Annotated in this window: 25 protein-coding genes; all 25 read left to right on the top strand. The window is 40.4% G+C overall.

Annotated features, from left to right (window positions below; all coding sequences use genetic code 11):
- The first annotated feature begins 204 nt into the window (after window positions 1-204).
- The 25 genes from FC65_RS03175 to FC65_RS03055 all read left to right on the top strand — a co-directional run bounded on the left by FC65_RS03175 (window position 205) and on the right by FC65_RS03055 (window position 20,479).
- Window positions 205-435, top strand: a complete 231-nt coding sequence (locus FC65_RS03175) for a flagellar FlbD family protein (RefSeq protein WP_056971517.1) — start codon at window positions 205-207, stop codon at window positions 433-435.
- The gene (locus FC65_RS03170; RefSeq protein ID WP_056971516.1) at window positions 422-928 is read left to right on the top strand and encodes a flagellar basal body-associated FliL family protein; all 507 of its coding nucleotides are present in this window, start codon (window positions 422-424) and stop codon (window positions 926-928) included. The genes FC65_RS03175 and FC65_RS03170 overlap by 14 nt, the downstream gene beginning before the upstream one ends.
- Window positions 929-953: 25 nt before the next feature.
- Complete coding sequence (locus tag FC65_RS03165; RefSeq protein ID WP_056971515.1) at window positions 954-1,307, top strand: flagellar biosynthetic protein FliO; 354 nt, start codon at window positions 954-956, stop codon at window positions 1,305-1,307.
- Entirely contained in the window at window positions 1,307-2,077 is a 771-nt protein-coding gene (gene fliP, locus FC65_RS03160) for a flagellar type III secretion system pore protein FliP (protein ID WP_056971514.1), read from the top strand. Before FC65_RS03165 ends, fliP begins: the two co-directional genes overlap by 1 nt.
- 12 nt (window positions 2,078-2,089) lie before the next feature.
- Window positions 2,090-2,353, top strand: coding sequence for a flagellar biosynthesis protein FliQ (gene fliQ / locus FC65_RS03155; protein ID WP_010498193.1), 264 nt, complete (start codon window positions 2,090-2,092; stop codon window positions 2,351-2,353).
- Window positions 2,354-2,358: 5 nt separating this feature from the next.
- Window positions 2,359-3,114 (top strand): flagellar biosynthetic protein FliR, encoded by a 756-nt coding sequence (gene fliR / locus FC65_RS03150; RefSeq protein ID WP_039098643.1) that lies wholly within the window; start codon window positions 2,359-2,361, stop codon window positions 3,112-3,114.
- Between the two features lie 23 nt (window positions 3,115-3,137).
- The gene (locus FC65_RS03145) at window positions 3,138-4,202 is read left to right on the top strand and encodes an EscU/YscU/HrcU family type III secretion system export apparatus switch protein (RefSeq protein WP_056971513.1); all 1,065 of its coding nucleotides are present in this window, start codon (window positions 3,138-3,140) and stop codon (window positions 4,200-4,202) included.
- 50 nt (window positions 4,203-4,252) lie between these two features.
- On the top strand, window positions 4,253-6,328 hold the full coding sequence (gene flhA, locus FC65_RS03140; RefSeq protein WP_056971512.1) for a flagellar biosynthesis protein FlhA: 2,076 nt from the start codon (window positions 4,253-4,255) through the stop codon (window positions 6,326-6,328).
- Window positions 6,329-6,506: 178 nt separating this feature from the next.
- Window positions 6,507-7,214 (top strand): sigma-70 family RNA polymerase sigma factor, encoded by a 708-nt coding sequence (locus tag FC65_RS03135; RefSeq protein WP_010498200.1) that lies wholly within the window; start codon window positions 6,507-6,509, stop codon window positions 7,212-7,214.
- Window positions 7,207-7,908 carry a flagellar hook-basal body complex protein gene (locus tag FC65_RS03130; protein WP_010498202.1) on the top strand — a complete coding sequence of 234 codons (702 nt, stop codon included), beginning with the start codon at window positions 7,207-7,209 and terminating at the stop codon, window positions 7,906-7,908. The genes FC65_RS03135 and FC65_RS03130 overlap by 8 nt, the downstream gene beginning before the upstream one ends.
- A gap of 104 nt (window positions 7,909-8,012) precedes the next feature.
- Window positions 8,013-8,768: a flagellar hook-basal body protein gene (locus tag FC65_RS03125; protein ID WP_056971511.1), complete on the top strand. Its 756-nt coding sequence runs from the start codon at window positions 8,013-8,015 to the stop codon at window positions 8,766-8,768.
- Between the two features lie 14 nt (window positions 8,769-8,782).
- Complete coding sequence (locus FC65_RS03120) at window positions 8,783-9,490, top strand: cell division ATP-binding protein FtsE (RefSeq protein ID WP_010498204.1); 708 nt, start codon at window positions 8,783-8,785, stop codon at window positions 9,488-9,490.
- A 107-nt stretch (window positions 9,491-9,597) separates the two neighbouring features.
- Window positions 9,598-10,905 carry a methyl-accepting chemotaxis protein gene (locus tag FC65_RS03115; protein WP_056971510.1) on the top strand — a complete coding sequence of 436 codons (1,308 nt, stop codon included), beginning with the start codon at window positions 9,598-9,600 and terminating at the stop codon, window positions 10,903-10,905.
- Window positions 10,906-10,948: 43 nt separating this feature from the next.
- Window positions 10,949-11,449 (top strand): chemotaxis protein CheW, encoded by a 501-nt coding sequence (locus FC65_RS03110; protein WP_056971509.1) that lies wholly within the window; start codon window positions 10,949-10,951, stop codon window positions 11,447-11,449.
- The gene (locus FC65_RS03105; RefSeq protein ID WP_056971518.1) at window positions 11,433-11,936 is read left to right on the top strand and encodes a chemotaxis protein CheD; all 504 of its coding nucleotides are present in this window, start codon (window positions 11,433-11,435) and stop codon (window positions 11,934-11,936) included. The genes FC65_RS03110 and FC65_RS03105 overlap by 17 nt, the downstream gene beginning before the upstream one ends.
- A gap of 102 nt (window positions 11,937-12,038) precedes the next feature.
- On the top strand, window positions 12,039-13,046 hold the full coding sequence (gene cheB / locus FC65_RS03100) for a chemotaxis-specific protein-glutamate methyltransferase CheB (protein WP_010498208.1): 1,008 nt from the start codon (window positions 12,039-12,041) through the stop codon (window positions 13,044-13,046).
- Between the two features lie 7 nt (window positions 13,047-13,053).
- Window positions 13,054-13,833 (top strand): CheR family methyltransferase, encoded by a 780-nt coding sequence (locus FC65_RS03095; protein WP_056971508.1) that lies wholly within the window; start codon window positions 13,054-13,056, stop codon window positions 13,831-13,833.
- A gap of 215 nt (window positions 13,834-14,048) precedes the next feature.
- Window positions 14,049-16,127: a chemotaxis protein CheA gene (locus tag FC65_RS03090; RefSeq protein WP_056971507.1), complete on the top strand. Its 2,079-nt coding sequence runs from the start codon at window positions 14,049-14,051 to the stop codon at window positions 16,125-16,127.
- Window position 16,128: 1 nt separating this feature from the next.
- Window positions 16,129-16,719 carry a chemotaxis protein CheC gene (locus FC65_RS03085; protein ID WP_010498211.1) on the top strand — a complete coding sequence of 197 codons (591 nt, stop codon included), beginning with the start codon at window positions 16,129-16,131 and terminating at the stop codon, window positions 16,717-16,719.
- Between the two features lie 14 nt (window positions 16,720-16,733).
- A complete protein-coding gene (locus FC65_RS03080) occupies window positions 16,734-17,096 on the top strand; it encodes a response regulator (RefSeq protein WP_010498213.1) in 363 nt (120 codons plus the stop codon).
- Window positions 17,097-17,143: 47 nt separating this feature from the next.
- Window positions 17,144-17,539, top strand: coding sequence for a chemotaxis protein CheW (locus FC65_RS03075; RefSeq protein WP_010498215.1), 396 nt, complete (start codon window positions 17,144-17,146; stop codon window positions 17,537-17,539).
- A gap of 37 nt (window positions 17,540-17,576) precedes the next feature.
- Window positions 17,577-18,584 (top strand): flagellar motor switch protein FliM, encoded by a 1,008-nt coding sequence (fliM, locus tag FC65_RS03070; RefSeq protein ID WP_010498216.1) that lies wholly within the window; start codon window positions 17,577-17,579, stop codon window positions 18,582-18,584.
- Window positions 18,581-19,720 (top strand): flagellar motor switch phosphatase FliY, encoded by a 1,140-nt coding sequence (gene fliY / locus FC65_RS03065; protein WP_056971506.1) that lies wholly within the window; start codon window positions 18,581-18,583, stop codon window positions 19,718-19,720. Before fliM ends, fliY begins: the two co-directional genes overlap by 4 nt.
- 92 nt (window positions 19,721-19,812) lie before the next feature.
- Window positions 19,813-20,112, top strand: coding sequence for a flagellar biosynthesis anti-sigma factor FlgM (gene flgM, locus FC65_RS03060; protein ID WP_056971505.1), 300 nt, complete (start codon window positions 19,813-19,815; stop codon window positions 20,110-20,112).
- The gene (locus FC65_RS03055; RefSeq protein WP_056971504.1) at window positions 20,105-20,479 is read left to right on the top strand and encodes a hypothetical protein; all 375 of its coding nucleotides are present in this window, start codon (window positions 20,105-20,107) and stop codon (window positions 20,477-20,479) included. Before flgM ends, FC65_RS03055 begins: the two co-directional genes overlap by 8 nt.
- Window positions 20,480-20,587: the final 108 nt, after the last annotated feature.

Below are 20,587 nucleotides of genomic sequence, written 5' to 3'. Positions count from 1 at the left end.
CCGGGTAGGACTCGAGTACTAACGGACTTCTAGGCCATAATGCGTTTTTCAGCATGGTGGTGTAGAAGTTGGTTAGACGGAAAGTCCTGGCTTGAGGAGCTGTCCTAGAATAGTGAGCGCAGCAATTTGATCAAAAGGGGAAAAAGAACCTGTAAGGTAAAATTTTTATTTTATGTACAGGATAAATAATAGGGGGGCAGGTTCATGATTTTGTTAACTTCATTTAAAGGAAAAGAATTTTATTTGAACCCAGATTTGATCTATCGAATTGATGAAACCCCAGATACAGTAATCACGCTTGTCGATGGGAAAACGCTGGTAGTTAGAGACACAGTGTTTGAAATTAGGGAAGCGATCATAGAATATCGTCACCGAATTTTTTCTGGTGAGAATCTTTTTGAAGGGAATAACGAGGGAAACAATGAAGAAGAATGAAGAAGTAGAAACAACTAAAACTAAAGCAGGTGGCATCAAATGGGGATTGCTTATTGTTTTAGTAGTCGTTTTAGCATTTGGGGCTGGTGCTGCCGGCACGATCATTTCCGGCAAGTACTTTAATAGTCAAGACGCAAAACCTAAAGCTGAAAAAGTGCAAACAGGAGCTGCCATTTCTAAAAGACAGCGTCTGGTAAACGTCAAAAAGTTTATTGTTAATTTGGCAACGGATGATGCAGCTGATCCACAATATTTACGCTTAAAGGTCTCTTTGTTAGTGGCTGACGATGATCAAGCAAAAGCATTAAAAAAAGACATGCCTTTAGTGCGTGACAGCATGATCCGTGTTTTGAAACCAAAAAGGGCCGCAGATTTATTGAAAAATAATCAAAGTATCGATGAGGTCAAAGAACAAGTCAAAGAGGCTATTAATAAAAATTATGGCAGTTCAATAGTGCAAGAAGTTTATGTAACAGATTTTGTGATCCAATAAGTTAAATCATACGAGGAGTATTCAAATGGAGTTAACGTTGTCGTTGATCAAAATGGTGGTTGGATTAATTATCGTGATCGTTTTGATCAACTTATTTTTAAAATACTTACAGAAATTCGTTGCTCCACAGGAGCGGCAATTTCGAGTTATCAAGAAAATCCCAGTTTCAAAAACTTCCGCACTTGGGATCGTGCAAGTCATCGAGCGCTATTACTTGATGAGCTTGGCAGAACAAGGCAGTACGGTGATCTCTGAGTTATCAAAAGAAGAGGTTGAGCAATTATTTACCAGTTCAGATGATCAAGCGAGTGAAAAAATAGATTTTGCGGCCATTCTCAAGCAAAAGACGATCAAGCTGCAGAATAAGAGAAAGAAGTAATGACTACGAAAAATCAAAGTAAAATACTGAGCGGGTTGTCCTTAACGGCTTGCTTGTTCCGACCAGTTTCAGTGCATGCAGCTGGCCTCAATGATGTTTCTCGTGGCATTACTGATTTGATCAATAGTGGACAGAGCGGAAATTCGTCGCAGATCGTTAATGTGTTTGTGATGATGACGATTTTATCCGTGGTCCCGCTGTTGTTAGTCATGATGACATCTTTTACACGGATCATCATGGTCCTTTCATTTACTAGAAGTGCCTTAGGAACGCAGCAAAACCCACCAAATCAAGTTTTGCTTGGCTTGGCTTTGTTTTTGACCCTGTTTACGATGAAGCCTGTTTATACAGATATCTATAAAGAAGCGATCCAACCTTATAGTCGGCAGGAGATTACTGAAAAACAAGCATTCAACCGTTCAGAGGTCAGGCTTAAGGAATTTATGGGAAAAGAAACTCGAAAAAAAGATGTCAAATTGTTCTTAGATGTTTCTAAAGACAAGCATCGCTATAAAAATGTGGAGTCAGTTCCGCTAACGACACTTACTCCGGCTTTTATTATTAGTGAGCTGCGGACAGCCTTTAGTATTGGCTTTTTGATATTTATCCCGTTTTTGATCATAGATATGGTCGTCTCGAGTGTGCTGATGGCGATGGGGATGATCATGCTGTCGCCGGTTATGATCTCATTGCCGTTTAAATTATTATTATTCGTGATGGTAGATGGCTGGTACTTGTTAGTCGAATCGTTGGTTCATAGTTTCAGTTAGAGGGGGAGCTTAATGTCTGTTTCATTAGTCTTGACGGTCATGCGTGAAGCGGTGATCAGAATCTTAGTAGTTTCAGGTCCAATCGTGATAGTTGCGATGGTCGTTGGTTTGGTCATTAGTATCTTTCAAGCTACGACCCAGATTCAAGAACAAACTTTGAGTTTTGTCCCTAAGTTGGTCGCAATTTTTGTGACCCTGATCTTGGCTGGAAACTTTATGATCACAACGCTAAAAGAATTCACGGAATATATCTTCCGCTTGATCTCGGGGATGTGACGTCAGTGGCCGAAGTACAATTAGTTAGTTTGGTGATTTGCCGGATATTTTCTTTTATGGTCACAGCGCCGATTTTATCACAAAGAAGTTTTCCTAATACTGCTAAGCTGATCGTTGGGGGGAGTTTGGTAGTTGCTGCCATTCCTTTAGTTGGTAAGGTCAAGGCGATGAGTGTGGTTATCTTCGCTTTGGCGGCTTTAAAGGAGACTTTATTGGGGCTTGCCATGGGCTATGTTAGTCAACTAGTTTTTCAAGCTGTGATCATGGCGGGTTCCCTGATCGATTTTCAAAATGGTTTTTCGATGGGCCAGGCTTATGACAGGACAATGGAAGTTTCCAGTTCACAATTTGGTCGGATGTACTACTGGTTGGCACTGGCAGTTTTCTTCATGTTAAATTTGCATCTGGAATTGTTTCGCGCTGTGATGCTATCTTTTACGATTGTTCCTTTAGGAACCGCCACTTTGACGAATGCAAGTGTTAAGGGTGTGGTCATTTTGACTAGTAAGACCCTTGCCATGGCTTTTAATGTTGCTGCACCTTTGATCATTGCTGTGATGGTGATCGATATTGTATTGGGGATCTTGTCACGGTCTGTGCCGCAAATGAACGTGCTGATGTTAAGTTTGTCTCTTAAATCTACTGTAGGAATGATCATCTTTTTGATCATGCTGCCAAATGTCGTGGAATTGTTGGGAAAGATAATCCCACAGTCATATGAGTATCTAGTCGAGTTCCTGCGTTCGGTAGGTCAGGCATAGTCTGATAAAGGAAAGGTTATTTCATGGATAAAGATGGTAAAACTGAAAAACCGACCCCTAAGCGTAAAAGAGATGCGCGCAAGAAGGGAAATGTTGCTAGAAGTCCAGACTTAACAGCTGCTTTGGCTTTATTGACCTTTTCGTTTATCTTTATTCCTGCTTGGCAATTTGGATTAGGCAAGTTTTTTCCTTATATGACAGGCTTTATCGAGCAGTTGGATAACTACCAGGTCTTATACGCAGACCTGCCTAAGGTTGGCTTGCAGGCGATCTTAATGGTTTTGATCGTGGCAGCACCATTCTTGGTCGTCGGTTATTTGATCAGTTTTTTGGGGAATTTTGTGCAAATTGGTTTTTTATTTACGGCTAAACCATTAAAGCCTGATTTCAAACGTTTGAACCCTTTAAGTGGTTTCAAAAGGATGTTTAGTCTGGATGCGATAGTCAACCTGGGAAAAACGCTGGCAAAGTTCTTACTGATCGCATATCTGTGTTATCGCAAATACATATCTACGTTACGTGACATTTTAAATGCTGGTTCTGTTGGTCCTGCCAAGATCTTGTTTTTTATTCTCAATTTTTGTAAAGAACTAGGGATGCAGATTGCCTTGGTTTTGTTGGTTTTGGGGTTGGCAGATTTTGCCTATCAAAGTTTCAGTCGGACTAAGAAATTGAAGATGACTAAACAAGAGATCAAAGAAGAAATGAAACAAATGGAAGGCGATCCGAAGGTCAAAGCGCAGCGGAAAGCTAAGTATCAGGCGATGGTCCGGAACTCGATCGCCCAAGTTAAAGATGCGACAGTCGTTTTGGCGAACCCGACTCATTTAGCGTTGGCAATCAAGTATGATAAGACAGAAACACCAGTCCCACAGCTGCTTGCTAAAGGAGCTGATGAGGTCGCCATGAAAATGAAAGAAGAAGCCAGAAAAAATGATGTACCGATCATTGAGAATAAACCGCTGGCACGAGCAATTTATCCCAAGATCGAGGCAGGAGAATTCATTCCGGAAGAGTTTTTTGAGCCAGTCGCTGATTTGATCACTTTGGTCTACCGGTTGGATGAAGAAGCTAAGTATAAAATATAAGTCTGGTTAAAGTTGAACCGGATTTGAGTTGATAGGAGAGAGAGTAACTGATGAAAAACAAGCAAAAAGCAGCTAAGAAGAATGCACTCAGACCAGCTGACCTGATCGTTTCACTTTTGGTGGTCAGTATCATTAGTTTGATCATCATTCCGCTTCCGCTGCCAGTCTTGGATTTTTTGATAACCATCAACATGGCGATCGCCATGAACATATTATTGATCACCATGTTTACTCACTCAGTCTTGGAATTTACTACTTTTCCAACCTTACTTTTGATCACAACGATGTTCAAGTTAGGTTTAAACATGTCATCGACTCGTGCGATCCTAACACAAGGTGATGGGGGACATGTTATTGCCGCCTTTGCTGACGTTGTGGCAGGGAATAACTATATTGTTGGGATCATCTTGTTCGTGATCATCATGATCGTGCAGTTGGTCGTTGTGACTAACGGTTCCGGCCGTGTTTCAGAAGTGTCGGCCCGTTTCACCTTGGATGCTATGCCAGGGAAACAGATGGCGATCGATTCGGATCTGAACTCGGGTTTGATCGATGAAAAGCAGGCTAGAAAACGACGGGAAGACCTGCAACGTGAAGCAGATTTTTATGGTTCGATGGATGGTGCCAGCAAGTTCGTTAAAGGTGATGCCATTGCGGGGATCGTCATTGTTTTAGTCAATCTGATCGGTGGAACGATCATCTTTACTATGAAAGGTGATCTCAGCGCAATGGAAGCTTTATCACAGTTTGGCAAGCTGTCGATCGGTGATGGCTTGGTCAGTTCGATCCCTTCACTATTGATCTCAATTGCCTCAGGTATTATTGTTACTCGCTCTGATAATGATAGTACGTTTGGTAAAGATATTGCTGAAGATGCGTTGCGCAATCCGCAAATATTCCGGATCGTAGCGGGGATCTTAATGGTTTTATCCCTTGTCCCCGGTTTTCCGTTTATTCCCTTTATGGTTATGGGGTTAGCCCTACTTGGTGTTAGCTTCCTGATCAAACAACAGGATGCTAAGAAAGTTAAGGAAGAGCAACAACGAAAACAGACTTTGGCTTTACAAAAGAAAAAAGATGTCCAAGAAGACGAAGATGTAGCCGATTTCCAAGTCGAAACTTTAGCGATCGAAATTGGTTATGCACTGATACCGCTGGTCGATAGTTCGATCGACAATAGTTTGATGAGCCGGATCACTGCTTTACGTAAACAAACTGCTCATGAATTAGGAATCTTGGTCAGTCCAGTGAGGATCCGAGATAACTTGTACCTGGATGCAAATAATTATTCTATCAAGATCAAGGGCAATGAGGTCGGCACGGGTGATATTTATCCTGATAAATACATGATCTTTAGTCCGACTGGGGATGAGATCCCGTTTAATGGCATCCAAGCCGTGGAACCAGCCTTTCATTTAGAAGCGATGTGGATCAATGAAAGTGATAAAGAAGCGGCTGACCTGCAAGGATTCACAGTTATCGAACCTTTGACTGTTATCGCCACTCATTTGAAGGAAGTTATTTACTCACATGCTCCTGAACTTTTGGGACGCCAAGAAGTTAAGCAATTATTGGAAGGCATTAAGCAACAAAGCAACGTTGTGATCGATGAATTGATCCCAGATATTTTACGCTTAGGAGAAGTTGAAAAGGTCCTCCAGAATTTGTTGGAAGAAAAGGTACCGATCAATGATTTATCAACTATCTTAGAAACTCTGGCAGATTATGGGACCGTCACCAAAGATACCGAAACGCTGACAGAATACGTTCGCCAAGCATTAAGAAGAACAATTGCCAACAAGTATGTCGGTGAAGATAACAAAATTTATGCCGTTACTGTGCATCCCAAAATTGAAGAAATGGTTGCACAGAGTATTAAAAAAACAGCAACTGGCTCGTATCCTGTTTTGCAGCCGGATACGGTCAATAAGATGTTGGATGCGATCACTCAGCTGAATCAAAAAATGCTGGTGGAAAATATTTCCTTTGTCCTTTTGACAAATCCACAGACTAGAACTGCGTTTAGAAAGTTGTTGTCGTTTAACTTCCCAGATTTGGCAATTTTGTCGTTAAATGAGATCCCAAATGAAATCGGGATCGAGGCAGTCGGGCAGTTGCAATTTTAGGAAGGCACTCTGTGGGAAGGCGTGTTGAAGATAGCTGGCCAGAGTATGCATCACATTCTGACTTGTGAGACAAACTATGCCAAAGTAAGCGTCACATTCCAATTTGCAACACATATTTGCAGGAACAAGGATAGAAGACAATTACTTCACCCGGTATTTTCAGAAAGGAGCTTTTTTCTTGTATGAGATGAATATGGAAGATCAAGTTATCAAATATTTGCCTTTAGTTGAAAAGGTCGTCGCTCGGATCACTGTTAAAAGCTCCGATTATGACTACGAAGATCTCTTCAATACTGGAGTGATCGGCTTGATCGATGCACTTAAGAAATTTGATCCACAAAAGAAAGTACCATTTGAAAGTTATGCTTATGTACGGATCCGTGGGACCATCATTGATGAGATCCGCAGTCACGGTCGGTTGTCTCGTTATAAATTTGACAATTTGACTCGCTATTATCGGGCTAAGCAGGAATTAGAGCAAGAATTGAAACGAGAAGCTACTGACAAAGAATTATGCAGTAAGCTCCAAATCAATCAGAAAAAGCTGAACGATATTTATGATAGCTTGCATTATATGGCTAGTATCTCTTTGGAGGATGTCTTGTTTTCAGCAGAACAATCGCCTAGCAGACAAGAGATCTTTCGTGATAAAAAAACGGGCGATGCACAAGCACATTTGTTGGAAACAGAAATGAAACAGGAGTTGGCAGCGGCGATCAGCAAGCTTTCTGAAAGAGAACAATTAGTTTTGAGTTTGTATTACGAACAGGAAATGACACTTAAAGAAATTAGTTTGGTCTTAGACGTTTCTATTGCACGCGTTTCACAGATCCATGGGCGTGCAGTTGGAAAACTAAAAGGATTTATGGAGGAAAATGATGATTAGAGGAATTGATACTTTAAGACATAGTTTTAATGTTTTGCAAGCTCAACAAGAAAATATTAGCAGTAACATCGCTAATATCAAGACACCTGGCTACCTGCAAAAAAATTTGTTTGAAGCAACAATGAACGAGGCACAGTTACATAATAACCAGGCTGGTCCCAAAAATGAAACCCGCCATGAGATTGGCGGTTTTACATGGGGCAATCAAATTCAGGGCAGTGCGCTGGACATGCAAAAAGGCTCGCTTGAACCGACAGGCTTGGCAACGGATTTTGCAGTTCAAGGCAATGGCTTTTTTGCCGTTAGAATGGGAAATGGGCAAATCGCGTATACGCGTGATGGTCATTTTTCAGTGAATGATGCCGGTCAGCTGATCACTGAAGAAGGTTTTCAAGTGATAGGTCGAAATGGCGGCCCAGTTGATGCCCAGCAAGCACAACAAAATTTGATGGTGGTGTCTTTCCCAGCAAATGCACAACTTCAAAATGTCGGCGGAACGCTTTATACCGGGCAGGGAGCCCAGCAAATTGATTTGCCGGTCCAAGCTGGAATGCTTGAAAATTCTAATGTTTCTACTGCTGATGAGATGGTCTCATTAATGGAAACCGGGCGCCAATTTCAGGCTCAACAAAAAGTGCTATCAGCTACTAATTCGACCTTGGATAAGGCAGTCAACCAACTAGGTCGGATCTAGATCAAATAGTTTGTTATTTTTCTCAGGCGTACAGTGAGTCTTGATGGTACTTAGTATAGGCTTGAGAAAACAGATCATGTAGGAAATGAGGAGAGTAAGTAAAAATGAACTTGAATTCTATTTTATCCATTAACAGAACAGGTTTGAACGGCTTGCAAAATAATCTGGATAATGTTTCACATAACATTGCTAACGCAAACACAGTAGGCTATAAGGGAATCATCAATTCATTTAATGAGCTGATGAATAATAATTTAACTAATAGCGACGGTGCACTTGGTAATTCTAATGCAAGAGTTGATTCGAATACTGGTCTAAATGCCGCGGGAGCACGAGTCGATGATCAAGTCGGAAAATTTGAAACGACCGGTCGTGCACTTGATATGGCTATTAACGGCAATGCTTTTTTTGGGATCATTGGTCCCGATGGTAATACATACTTGACTAAGGCAGGAGACTTTCATCGTGATGCTAACGGTGGTTTGATCGCCAGCAACGGCTATCGTGTTGCAGTTGACGCGCGGGTGCCAGAACAAAATTGGCCAGCAGGGGACTTGAAAGTTTCTTCAGACGGAACGATCAGATCCGGTGATCAGGTTTTAGGGTCTTTACGTTTATTTGAACCAAACAACGCACATTCATTGGTGTCAGTTGGTGATAACTTGTATTTAGCCAATGGCGGTTTTAGAGCCGCTGGGGCAGGTAGTAGTGTGATGCAAGGAACTCTTGAAAGTTCCAATGTAGATCTGGCTACTCAAATGACAGAATTATTAACAGCACAGAGGTCTTACCAAATGAATGCCCGCGCTGCTTCATCTACAGATGAAATGATGGAGACCATCAACCACTTTACCGACTGATTTAGGAGAAAAAATTGATCGAACTTAAAAATGTAACAAAAAAATATGGCAATGTTTGGGCAAATAAAAATATTTCATGCGTGATCGAACAAGGTGAATTTGTTTATGTAGTTGGTCCAAGTGGGGCTGGGAAAACAACTTTACTTGAGATCTTAAGTGCTCAACGCTCCATTGATTCTGGTATAGCCCGGATCGGCAATATTGAAATTGAATATTTGAGAAATGAACAGATATACAAACTACGCCGTCAATTGGGGATCGTTTCGCAAAAAGACCTTTTTTTACCGCGATTGACGATCAAAGAAAATATGGAAACCTGTATGTCAGCGCTAGAGATCCCCACTGAAAAGTGGGAAGAGCGGATGGCAGAGGTATTGACCAGTGTCGAAATGATGCTATTTATTGAGCGGTTGCCTCAGGAACTTTCAGTCGGGCAACAAAAGAAAATTGCGATCGCTCGTGCGTTATTGAATGATCCGCCAGTTATTATCGCGGACGAACCTACTGCTAATTTAGACGTTAAGTCGGCCAAAGAGATCATGCAAATTTTCTTTCGCCTGAATCAGATGGGGACAACGATCATTTTAGCAACACATGACAGTACCATGGTTAATTCTTTGCGTCATCGAACTTTGGAACTAAAAAATGGAGAACTGATCCGAGATGATCCAGACGGTGGATATTCAAGATTTTCTGATCCAAAAGATGTCTATGTTTGGTAAACGGTTAAAAAAATAAAATTTTAACCGATATAACAGATTGGAGTGTCGTTTTGCTTAAGTGAGTATTATGACAGATACCAAATCTTTTATATGGGGAAGGAAAACAAATGGAAAAACGTAAGAAGACGGCTAAAAAAGTTAACTCCGAAGTAGCTTTCTTGCCAGTTTTAGGGACAGTCATTGTTTTAATTGTTTTTCGGGCTTTTGTTTTAAGCTCGGCACAGACAGCGGAGATGAGAAGGTTTTGGATACTCGCGGTCATTGTAGTCGCTTTGCATCTCTTGTATGTACTATTTGGTCATAAAAATACGGCAGTAACAGGAGGAGAAGCCGGCGGATTAAAAAAACTTTCTGTTCAGGTCGGTAAGATGGTAGAGGGAGATTTCAGTCAGATCGACGAGATCGGCAAAGTTCCCGGCCAAAGCCCAATGTTTATTAAAACTCGTGACCAGTTGCTTGGTTTAGCCAATGCATTTTCAGCTTTATTAACTGGGATCAAGGAAGAAACTGAGCAGTCGGAAACAATGGTCAACGATCTAAGTGGAAAATCGACGCACGCTAAAAGTTCGATCGATGGTGTCCGTCAAGCGATGGGGACTATTGCTACTAATGCTGGACAGCAAGCAACAGCTTCTCAAAGTACAGTTGCTCAAATGAATGTTTTTGGTGACCAAATTGAAGAGATACGCCAGAAAATTGAAAAAATGAATAGCTATGCTGACGAATCAAAGCAAAGTAATATTCAAAACATGGAAATGATGCGCCAAGTTTCACGGTCTTGGAACCAAGAAACAGAAAGTCAAAAGAAGATTGTTTCTGAAATGACGGCGATGAATCAAGATATTCAAAGTATTGGCAATATCGTGCAGTTGATCAATGATATTTCAGAACAGACTAATTTGTTGGCTTTGAATGCTTCAATAGAGGCGGCTCGTGCAGGCGAGGCAGGTAAAGGCTTTGCAATCGTTGCTGAGGAAGTCCGTGATCTGGCAGAACAATCCGGCAAATCAACCACTAATATTAGAGAACTGATCGAATCGATCCGTGCTAAGTCTAAGAAAATGACTGTTGATCTGGATGCATCATACAAGGGCAGCCAGCAACAGCAGATGAATATTTCTGGTGTACTGAAGGCTAGCGAACAAATCACCGAGGATGTCACGCAGTTGAGCGATGGCCTAACCGATGTTAGTTCACATGCAGATGAGATCAAAGATAAAAAAGATGCAGTCAATAATTCTATTCAGCAAATGGATTCACAGATCGCTGAAACTTCTGCAAGTACACAGGAAGTCTCGGCTAACTTGGATGATTTTTATTCCTTGATCGAAGAACTCGAAAAAAGTGTCGAACAGCTTCAACAAGCTGATGAGATCAGACGTTTGCAAATCGGCAGTTTCAAATTAAAAAACTAGCAGCGTCAATTCTTAGTTGTAGAAGTTAAAGAGGGGTACAAAAATGGGACAATATGTTGTTTTTAAAAGTCATAAGCAAGTTTTTGCTTTGCCAGTTGAAATGGTTAAACGAGTGATCGAAACTGAAAAGTTTATCTCGTTGCCGGAAGTGCCAGACTATGTATTAGGTGTGTATGAATATCAAGAACAGATGTTGCCAATCGTTGATCTTAGTAAGCGGCTTTACGGCGAATTATCGCCTGCAACGCTGGACTCTAAGGTGATCTTGGCACATTGGAGCGAACGGACGATGGGGATCTTTGTCGAGGAGATCGTAGGGATCATGTCGCTGACTGAGACGGATTATGAAAAAGATTTGGACAGATCATCACTGAAGCGCCCGTATATCAGTCAATTTTTGAAGATGGGCGATGAAGTAGTGATCGAGTTGAACTTAGATTATATTTTCAACTCTTCACAAGAAGAGGAGATCATTTCATCCGTAGATTCCATTACTGAAAATTCAGAAAAAGAAGAGAATACGGATGATGCTGCAGAACACTAACGAAACCAGGGTAGGAATCTCTGATTATAAAATTTCATACGCGCCTAATAAAATAATGACCGTGGGGCTAGGTTCTTGTATTGGAACGATCGTTTATGATCCAGTTTCAAAAATCGGTGGATTGAGTCATATTATGCTCCCTGATAGTAAACCGTTTGAAAAGAACGGGACTTCAGGTTTGAACTTGGCTAAGTATGCCAATACGGCGTTACCCCTGATGGTCAAAGAACTTAAGCAAAAAGCACCACGAGCTAAATTTCAAGCTAAGATCTCTGGTGGTGCAAATATGTTTAGATTTAAAAACAACCTCACGACAGCTAATATTGGTCAGAGAAATGTTGACGCTGTTTTAAATCAGTTGGCAAGCCTGCAGATCCCGTTAGTTGGCCAAGATACGGGCGGCAGCAACGGAAGGACCATGGTCGTCGATTTAAACGATTTTTCGACCTTGATCAGGGTCGTGAGACAGGAAAATAGATACATTTAAAAACTATGTACTGTTTTTTAATTAGCGAAAATTTGCTCATTGATGACTTGAGAATGTTGTTTAAGAGTGAAAAGTAAAGATGTGAAAGGATTCTTATACCTTATGAATAGGATTTTGATGGTTGATGACTCTGCATTTATGCGCAAAGTGATCTCGGATATATTGAATAAAATGCCCAGTGTTTCAACGGTTCGAATTGCACGAAACGGTCAAAATTGTTTGGATATCCTTGATGCAGATAATGATTTTGACTTAATTTTAATGGATATTGAAATGCCTGTTATGGATGGCTTGAGCGCCCTTAGACAGATCAAAAAGGATTATTCTATCCCGGTCATAATGCTAAGTGCAGTCAGTGATCAGGCAGTAACCATCAAAGCTCTAGAATATGGTGCGGCCGATTTTATCGAAAAACCTGTGAACCTGATGGAAATTCAAGACGAGTGGGTCAGAGAACTGTATGCAAAGATCAAAAATATTTGCGGACGTTCTAGTAAACCGCCAGTTGCTGCCAATCATAAAGCCAAACCCAACGGAGCACATAAAAAGCGTAACATCAGGCCCCAAGCCGTTGTGATCGGCTCATCAACGGGTGGACCAAAAGCACTATTAGAAATTATTAAAGGTGTGAGTCATACAAACATTCCTGTTTTTATCGTACAACATATGCCAGCGGGATTTACCCGCACGTTTTCTGAGCGTTTAAATGAAGAAAGCGGCGCTACAGTCGTTGAGGCTAGTGATAATATGCTGGTCAAAAATCAGATCTACTTGTGTCCTGGTAATTATCACATGACGATCCAAGGTGACCGGCTCAAGTTAGATCAACGTCCGAAGATGCATGGGACAAGGCCAGCCGTTGATTACTTGTTTGAAACGGCGGCTGCTCATTATGGTGCTAATTTAACAGCTTTTATCCTGACTGGAATGGGGCATGATGGAACGGCAGGATTGCAAACAATCATGGATGAAGGCGGTTATGTAATAGCTGAAGATCAGGAATCTTGTACCGTTTTTGGAATGCCAAGATCTGCAATTGAAGCTCAAGTTGTCGATGAAGTTGTAAGTTTGCATGAGATCGGGAAAATACTACAGACGATCGTTGGGTGAAATTAAAATGTTGGAAGAAAATTTTACTGATTTTAATAGGTGGGTGGAGCAGAAATATCATATCCATCTCGATGATTATAAAGAAAGACAAATGCAACGCAGGATCAAAAATATTATGGATAAAAACGGGGTCAACTCGTTGCATGAATATGAACACCTTTTGGACAAAGATCCAATCAAACGAGCGAAGTTTATCGAGCATTTGACAATTAATGTGACTGAATTTTACCGCAATCAAGAAATATTTAGTAATTTTGAAAAATGTTTGTTAGAAAAAGTTGCTCCACAATTTAATAATTTGAAACTATGGAGTGCGGCTTGTTCGACCGGCGCCGAACCATACACCTTAGCGATGATCTTAGAAAAAAATCATCTTATGGGCAATGTTCTAGCAACGGATATTGATGATGACATTTTAAAGAAAGCACGTTTAGGTCAGTATTCGACAAATGAGTTAAAAAATGTTTCTGATACTGATGTTAGACGATATTTTAAGTCATTAGGACCAGACCAGTATCAAATAGGACCAGCCGTCAAACAACGAGTTTCGTTCAAGAAACATGATTTATTGGCTGACCAGTATGAATCAGGTTTTCATGCGATAATTTGTCGCAATGTAACGATTTATTTCAAACCCGAGGCACGCGATCGAGTTTATCAAAAAATAAGTGAGGCGCTGGTACCAGGTGGAATATTGTTCACGGGAGCAACAGAAACACTTAACAGCGCAGAAAAGCTGGGGTTAAAGAAAATAGAGTCGTTTATATATGAGAAACAAGGTGAGTGAGACGGGAGAAAGTGAGCACTATCGGACACTAGATTCAGATTGCGTATTTTGCGATGTGGAACTAATGTTGGATAGGCGGAGCTTTCTGTCTCAAGCAACCTGACTAAGAAAACAAGGTGGAGTGAGCCGGTTAAAAGTCGAGCATTAGCGGACTTTAACAATAAGCACAGACCATTCGTGCTTAGGTGTAAATAATTTGAATGGGGGGATCATTGATGGCTGACGATAATAGTGTTTATCGCGATATCTTTTTCGAAGAAAGCGAAGATAATTTAACGCAACTAAATGATAATATTCTAGAACTTGAAAAAGAACCAGACAATATCGATTTGATCAATGAAATTTTTAGAGCTGCACATACCCTAAAAGGAATGTCAGCAACTATGGGATATACTGTCATGAGCAAGTTGACTCATAAAATGGAAGATATTTTTGATCTTTTCAAATCAGGCAAGTTGAAGGTAACAAGTGATCATATTTCTCTGATTTTTCGGTGCTTAGATAAATTGACCGAACTTCTAGACGGCTTGCGAGATGAAGAAGAACAAAGCGAAGATCAGATCACAGAATTATGGAATGAATTAGATAAAGTTGAAAATGAATTAGATGGCGGCCAAACAAAAACCGCTGATAAAAATGTAGATGAGAAGAAAGCTCCAGAAGATAGTCAGCTCGAACTGAAATTTGAAACTTTAGAAGAAGCTGACTTATCAGTGATCGAACAGGCTAAAACACAACATCTTAATGTGATCAGTGCGGCAGTTCGAATCGATCCAGAGTCAATGCTGAAAGGCCCACGAGCATTCTTAGTCATCGATAAGCTCGACAGTGAAGGAGATATTATTCACACTGAACCGGCTCCTGACCAGCTGGAAGAAGGCAATTTTGATACAGATTTCAAATTGTTGATCCTAACTGAAAGTAATCAAGATGACATTAAGAAGATTATTGAATCTAGTAGTGAGATCGCTGAAGTTTTGACGGCAGAATTCGATGAGAAAACTCAAAAGACAGCCGCTGAAGAACCACAAAAAGACGCACAACCAGCTGTTGACAAAGAAAATACTACTGAGAAAAAAAGCGCTGCTCCTGAACCTAAGAAAGCAAAAGCCCCGTCTAAGAAGAGCACTTCGCATCAAAAAAATGCCAAAAATCAGTCGATCAGAGTTGATCTTTCTCGGTTGGATACCTTTTTGAATGTTGTATCTGAGTTGGTCGTTTATCGCAATCAACTAGAAGATGCCAATAGTCGCCAAAATTTAGAAGAAGTGCATGAATCTTTAGAACAGGTTTCACGCTTGACATCTGAACTGCAGGATTTGGTTTTGAAAATTCGGATGCAGCAAGTCAGCGTTGTCTTTAGTCGTTTTCCACGGATGGTTCGCGATCTTTCCAACCAGTTAAATAAAAAGATGACTCTTGAAATTGAGGGCGAAGAAACTGAATTAGATAAAACTGTGGTTACCGAACTCAGTGAGCCCTTGATCCATTTAGTTAGAAATTCAGCCGACCATGGGATCGAGGATGCTGAAAACAGAAAGAAACTTGGCAAACCGGAAGAAGGAAAGATAAAATTATCGGCTTATCAAGAAGGAAATAAGGTCATGATCACTTTGAGCGATGATGGTAAAGGCCTTGATCCACAAGTCCTTAAAATTACCGCTGAAGAGCGTGGAATCGATACGACCGGTATGAGTGATAAAGAGCTGCAAATGTTAGTCTTTAATCCTGGCTTTTCAACGGCTAAAAAGATCACTAACATTTCAGGACGTGGGGTCGGCTTGGATGCTGTTCAAGCTAAAATCAACGAACTGGGCGGTTCATTGGAAGTTGACAGTAAAGTCAATGTGGGTACGAAAACAGTTATCAAATTACCGTTGACCTTGTCTATTATTCAGGCACTGATGGTCAAACTAGGCGAAGAAACATTTGCTATCCCGTTAGATGTTGTTGAACGGGTCGAAATGATCCATGAAGATAATATTTTACAAACTGCTAGTCAGGAAGTCAATCCTTTACAGACAGGATTGACACCAGTGATCCGGACTGCCAACATTTTGAATATCCCTGAAAAGGATCAGGGAAAGAAATATATGATCTTGATCAAGGGTGATAATAAAGACTTTGGGATCGTAGTTGATGAATTGATCGGACAGCAAGAAATCGTGATCAAGAAGATTGATCCGATGTTGCAAAAAATCAAAAGATTCCAAGGCGCGACGATCCTTGGCAACGGCTCGATCGCATTGATCTTGGACGTCAATACGATCTGTAAAGACGCACAGGTGGGTTAAGATGGCATATTCAAACATACAATTAGATGCGTTAAAAGAAGTTATGAATATTGGCGGCGGCAAAGCAGCTACAACAATATCGCAAATGGTTGGTAGTGTGATCAGGATGCGTGTTCCAGAAGTCAATATCTTAAGTTATGACGAGCTTTACCAGCAAGTCATGGCCGATGACCAAGAAGTTTATGCCGTCTTGAGCAGCATCCATGGTGACTTAAAGGGTGCGATGCTATTTGTTATTACGGACCCGGCCGCTAAAGAGATCTCAAGTTTGATGATGGGAACAGATCAAGGTGTGACCGAAGAAATTAAGGTTTCTGCAGTTAGTGAATTGACCAACATTGTTTCAAGTTCATTTTTAACATCGATTGGCGGGATGCTGGAAAAGAAATTAAAACCAGAAGTTCCGGTAAGTTCGTTTGATATGTTTGGTGCCGTGATCAGTAGTGCATATATGGAATTTGAACAGTTTGGTGATGAGATCATGGTGATCAGAAATGAATTTACTTATGATTCTAATTACCTGGAAGCTTCACTATACTTCATCCCAGAGTTGGGTGTAATTGACAAAATGATAAAATCACTTGGAGTTTGAGAGGAGAATGTCGCGTGGCAAATAAAGTTTTGATCGTTGATGACGCTGTTTTTATGAGAATGAAATTAAAGGATATTTTAGAAAAGAACGGCTATGAGGTCGCTGGAGAAGCACAAAATGGGCAGGAAGCCTTCGACCTTTATCAATCTGAGAAACCGGACTTGGTAACAATGGATATTACCATGCCGGATGTGGATGGGATTCAGGCCGTGAAAATGATCAAGGAATTTGATAGCAATGCAAAAGTTGTGATGTGCAGTGCGATGGGCCAACAAGGAATGGTCATGGATGCTATCAGAGCTGGAGCAGTCGATTTTATCGTCAAACCTTTTGATACTGATCGGGTGATCAAAGCCTTAGATAAGGCATTGTCTTAATTAAAGTTCTATTGACTGAATTTAATTAAGAAAGGGAGTGTGTTTTTATGCAGATGATTTTGTTTAAAATGAATCAGCAACATTATTTGATAGCCGCAGGAACTGTAGAAGAAGTTGTTGATACGGTTCAAATTACCAAAGTCCCGCTTGCTCCGCTTTGGGTCAAGGGCTTGATAAATTTGCGAGGCACAGTGTTGACGGTGATCAGCTTGGCACAGTTAGTAGGACTGCCGGAATCAAAAACAAACCGAAATATTATGATAATGAAAAAAGATGATGAACGTCGTGGATTATTGATCGATGAAGTGATCGAAGTTGTGGATGTTGATCCTGATGATATTCAACTAAGTGAAGATCAAGCCGCCCTTTATTTTACCGGTGTGGTAGATTTGGGTGAACAAACGATTGCTGATGTGATCGACGTTAATGATAAGATTTTTTAATTGTGGAATGAACTAATAAGCGAGAGGAAGTGTCTTTGTGGATCAGGTGTTATCACAGCAGGAAATCGATTCACTTTTAAATGCCTATGATTCGGGTGAATTAGACGAAGAAGTGATCGATGAAGAACAAAATGACGAATCACAAGCGAAGCCATACGATTTTAGAAGACCGACACGGCTATCTAAAGAATATATAAATACTTTACACATGATTTTTGAAGACTTCGCTAAGATGAGCGGCAATGTTCTTTCAAATATCTTGCGGACTAACTTGGATATGCAATTAGCATCGATCGAGCAGATCAGTTATGACGAATTCATTCATTCAATCCCACGTGTGACTTTGATTGGAATGTTTAAAGCAGCTCCACTTAAAGGATCACACATGATCGAAATCAATCCCCAACTATGTATGACTTTAGTCGAATTGTTGTGTGGCGGTGCTGATTTGGAGAGTAACCGAAAAAATCAACCGCCTTTGGACAAAAATGGTTTTACAGATATCGAATTAAGTTTATTGGATGAAGTTATGAGTGAATTCTCTAAAATTTTGCAATCGGTTTGGAAAGAAGTCCTAACACTTGATGTTGAGCTTGAATCTCTAGAAACAAATCCACAATTACTACAGTCCTTATCACCTAATGAACCAGTCGTATTAGCTACTTTCACAGTACAGCTTTTCGGAGTTTCAACATTTATTAACTTGTGTATTCCTTATGTTTCATTCGAAGGTATCCTAGATAAATTGAGTTTGCATAATTGGTTTGACTCAAGCCAGGAATTAAGTGAAGATGACCAAAGCGAATTAAAACACGGGTTAAACGCAATAGATCTGCCAATGGAAGTCGCTTTGGGCAACACCCAAATGGACTTGGCTGATTTCTTGAAATTAGAACCAGGCGATGTCATCAAGCTGGACTCTAAAATCTCCAGTCCGTTAGATACGTACATTGAAGACCGACCGTTTTACTGGGTCAAACCAGGGAAAAAGAATGGACAATTCGCAATTGAGTTATTGAGCAAGATCGAGGGGGAAGAAGAATGACGGAGAGTTTAACACAAGAACAAATAGATGCTTTGATGAATGGCAGTGATACTCAAGAAGCTGCGCAATCAGATGATGAAGAATTATTGGAGGGGTTAGATCGCCAAGGGGTCAAAGACCTGATCGGTGAAGTTGGTAATATTTCCATGTCACAGGCAGCAACAACTCTGTCATCAATTCTGACTCATCGTGTGGCAATTACGACACCACGTGTTAAAAAAATCCATTTTGGTGAATTACTCGACCAGATCCATGCACCCAAGGTCGCTACGACCGTTGAATTTCGTGAAGGTTTGGCAGGAACTAACTTAATGTTGCTAGAGGTCAGTGATGCAACGGTTATTGCTGATCTGATGATGGGCGGCGATGGAAAGTCAGCTTCAGAAGAATTTACTGAAGTCGAGCTAAGTGCTGTGAGTGAAGCAATGAACCAAATGATTGGTTCAGCTTCAACGTCCATGGCCACTATGATCAACCAAAAAGTTGATATTTTTCCACCTAAGGTGCACTTGTGGGAAAATCCTGACGATGTGGATGAAAACTCTTTAGACCGCGGAGAAGAAATCTACTGTATTTCATTTAAATTGGATGTAGAAGGATTGATCGAAAGTGAAATTATGCAGATCTTTTCTTTGGAAATGGTCAGAGATATTGTGAAAGCAATGATGTCTGACAAGGCAACAGTTGTCAAGCATGATGTAGCAGAATCAGTAGACAACGAAATGCAAACTGCTAGTAAACCACAACCAACTCCACAGCAAGTTAAGATTCCGCAAAAGTCAAGCAATGAACAACCACAAGGAAAGGCACAGGTTACAAGCATGGAAATTTCTAAACCTGAATTTGAAGAATTGTCCAGTCATCAAGAAGTCAGTGGCGATAACTTAGATTTAATTTTAGATGTTCCTTTAAACCTAAGCGTTGTTTTGGGCCGTTCTAAGAAGGCAGTTCGAGATATCTTAAACTTTAATACGGGCTCGGTTATCGAACTTGATAAATTAACAGACGAACCTTTGGAGATCATGTTGAACGGGAAATTGATCGCAACTGGTGAAGTCGTTGTGATCAATGAAAACTTTGGTGTGCGGATCAATAAGATCATTTCTCAAAAACAAAGGATCAATAAAATAAATTAAGTTAAAAAAAGTTGAACTTTTAGGTTTAACTTTTTTTTATTTTGGCCGATAACTGTATTTGTAAAGTCAAAAAGGAAAAAGGAGGCATTCGCATGAAAATTAATCGAGATATTTCTTCAATAAATTCACAGATGATACAAAACCATTACCAAAAGCAAGCCTCGAAAACCACGAAAAAGGGTGCATTGCGACAGCCTAATGTTAAGTTATCAGATACTGCTCAAAGATTAGTAAACAACGCTAAAAATCGTGATATAGACGCTGATGTGGATGCAGCTAAGGTCGACAAAATCAAACAGCAGTTGGCAAACGGAACATATAAGGTCTCACCAGAAAAGATTGCTGATCAGATGTTCCAGGAAATGAAACAAGAAGGAAATAAAGATGAATGAAAGGGCATTTCAGGCTAAGCTTAAATTATTTATCAAAATACTAAAACGTGAACAAAAGTTTTTAGTTCTTGATGACGGAGAATCGCTAAATGGAATTGTTCCGCAAAAGGAAGATTTCTTACTGATTTTTGATAAGTATACTGGTGAAATTGGCGACAAAACAAAGATGCTGATTCAAGAGATCCAGGAGTTGCAAGAAACCAATTTATTGTTGACCCAACAAGCCTTGGCTTACCAGAAAAAAATGATGGATACGATCCAACACAGCTTGGAAAAACAGGAAAATATGTATGTTGATAAGCATAGGACTCAAAGTCAACCTAAGCGAGAAGATATTCCTGCGGCAATCGTAGATCAGTCATTTTAGGTTGTAGAAGGGGTGCGTGAACCAAAAGTCCGATAGTCGACGACTTTTATGTAGTTCACTTCACCTTGTTATTAGTTAGGTTACGAAATGCAAAAGCTTGCGCTTAAC

This window comes from Ligilactobacillus acidipiscis DSM 15836 (assembly GCF_001435755.1).
Taxonomy (GTDB): domain Bacteria; phylum Bacillota; class Bacilli; order Lactobacillales; family Lactobacillaceae; genus Ligilactobacillus; species Ligilactobacillus acidipiscis.
Note: the sequence above shows the minus strand (reverse complement) of the source record. Positions and strands in the feature narration are given on the sequence as shown.

Coding starts and splice junctions, on each gene's coding strand:
- fliQ (WP_010498193.1), top strand. CDS start 2,090: ATGTCTGTTTCATTAGTCTTGACGGTCATGCGTGAAGCGGTGATCAGA.
- FC65_RS03105 (WP_056971518.1), top strand. CDS start 11,433: ATGCTGCAGAACACTAACGAAACCAGGGTAGGAATCTCTGATTATAAA.
- FC65_RS03090 (WP_056971507.1), top strand. CDS start 14,049: ATGGCTGACGATAATAGTGTTTATCGCGATATCTTTTTCGAAGAAAGC.
- FC65_RS03145 (WP_056971513.1), top strand. CDS start 3,138: ATGGATAAAGATGGTAAAACTGAAAAACCGACCCCTAAGCGTAAAAGA.
- FC65_RS03110 (WP_056971509.1), top strand. CDS start 10,949: ATGGGACAATATGTTGTTTTTAAAAGTCATAAGCAAGTTTTTGCTTTG.
- fliY (WP_056971506.1), top strand. CDS start 18,581: ATGACGGAGAGTTTAACACAAGAACAAATAGATGCTTTGATGAATGGC.
- FC65_RS03125 (WP_056971511.1), top strand. CDS start 8,013: ATGAACTTGAATTCTATTTTATCCATTAACAGAACAGGTTTGAACGGC.
- fliP (WP_056971514.1), top strand. CDS start 1,307: ATGACTACGAAAAATCAAAGTAAAATACTGAGCGGGTTGTCCTTAACG.
- FC65_RS03175 (WP_056971517.1), top strand. CDS start 205: ATGATTTTGTTAACTTCATTTAAAGGAAAAGAATTTTATTTGAACCCA.
- FC65_RS03165 (WP_056971515.1), top strand. CDS start 954: ATGGAGTTAACGTTGTCGTTGATCAAAATGGTGGTTGGATTAATTATC.
- FC65_RS03055 (WP_056971504.1), top strand. CDS start 20,105: ATGAATGAAAGGGCATTTCAGGCTAAGCTTAAATTATTTATCAAAATA.
- FC65_RS03130 (WP_010498202.1), top strand. CDS start 7,207: ATGATTAGAGGAATTGATACTTTAAGACATAGTTTTAATGTTTTGCAA.
- FC65_RS03075 (WP_010498215.1), top strand. CDS start 17,144: ATGCAGATGATTTTGTTTAAAATGAATCAGCAACATTATTTGATAGCC.
- flhA (WP_056971512.1), top strand. CDS start 4,253: ATGAAAAACAAGCAAAAAGCAGCTAAGAAGAATGCACTCAGACCAGCT.
- FC65_RS03115 (WP_056971510.1), top strand. CDS start 9,598: ATGGAAAAACGTAAGAAGACGGCTAAAAAAGTTAACTCCGAAGTAGCT.
- FC65_RS03170 (WP_056971516.1), top strand. CDS start 422: ATGAAGAAGAATGAAGAAGTAGAAACAACTAAAACTAAAGCAGGTGGC.
- FC65_RS03085 (WP_010498211.1), top strand. CDS start 16,129: ATGGCATATTCAAACATACAATTAGATGCGTTAAAAGAAGTTATGAAT.
- cheB (WP_010498208.1), top strand. CDS start 12,039: ATGAATAGGATTTTGATGGTTGATGACTCTGCATTTATGCGCAAAGTG.
- FC65_RS03095 (WP_056971508.1), top strand. CDS start 13,054: ATGTTGGAAGAAAATTTTACTGATTTTAATAGGTGGGTGGAGCAGAAA.
- flgM (WP_056971505.1), top strand. CDS start 19,813: ATGAAAATTAATCGAGATATTTCTTCAATAAATTCACAGATGATACAA.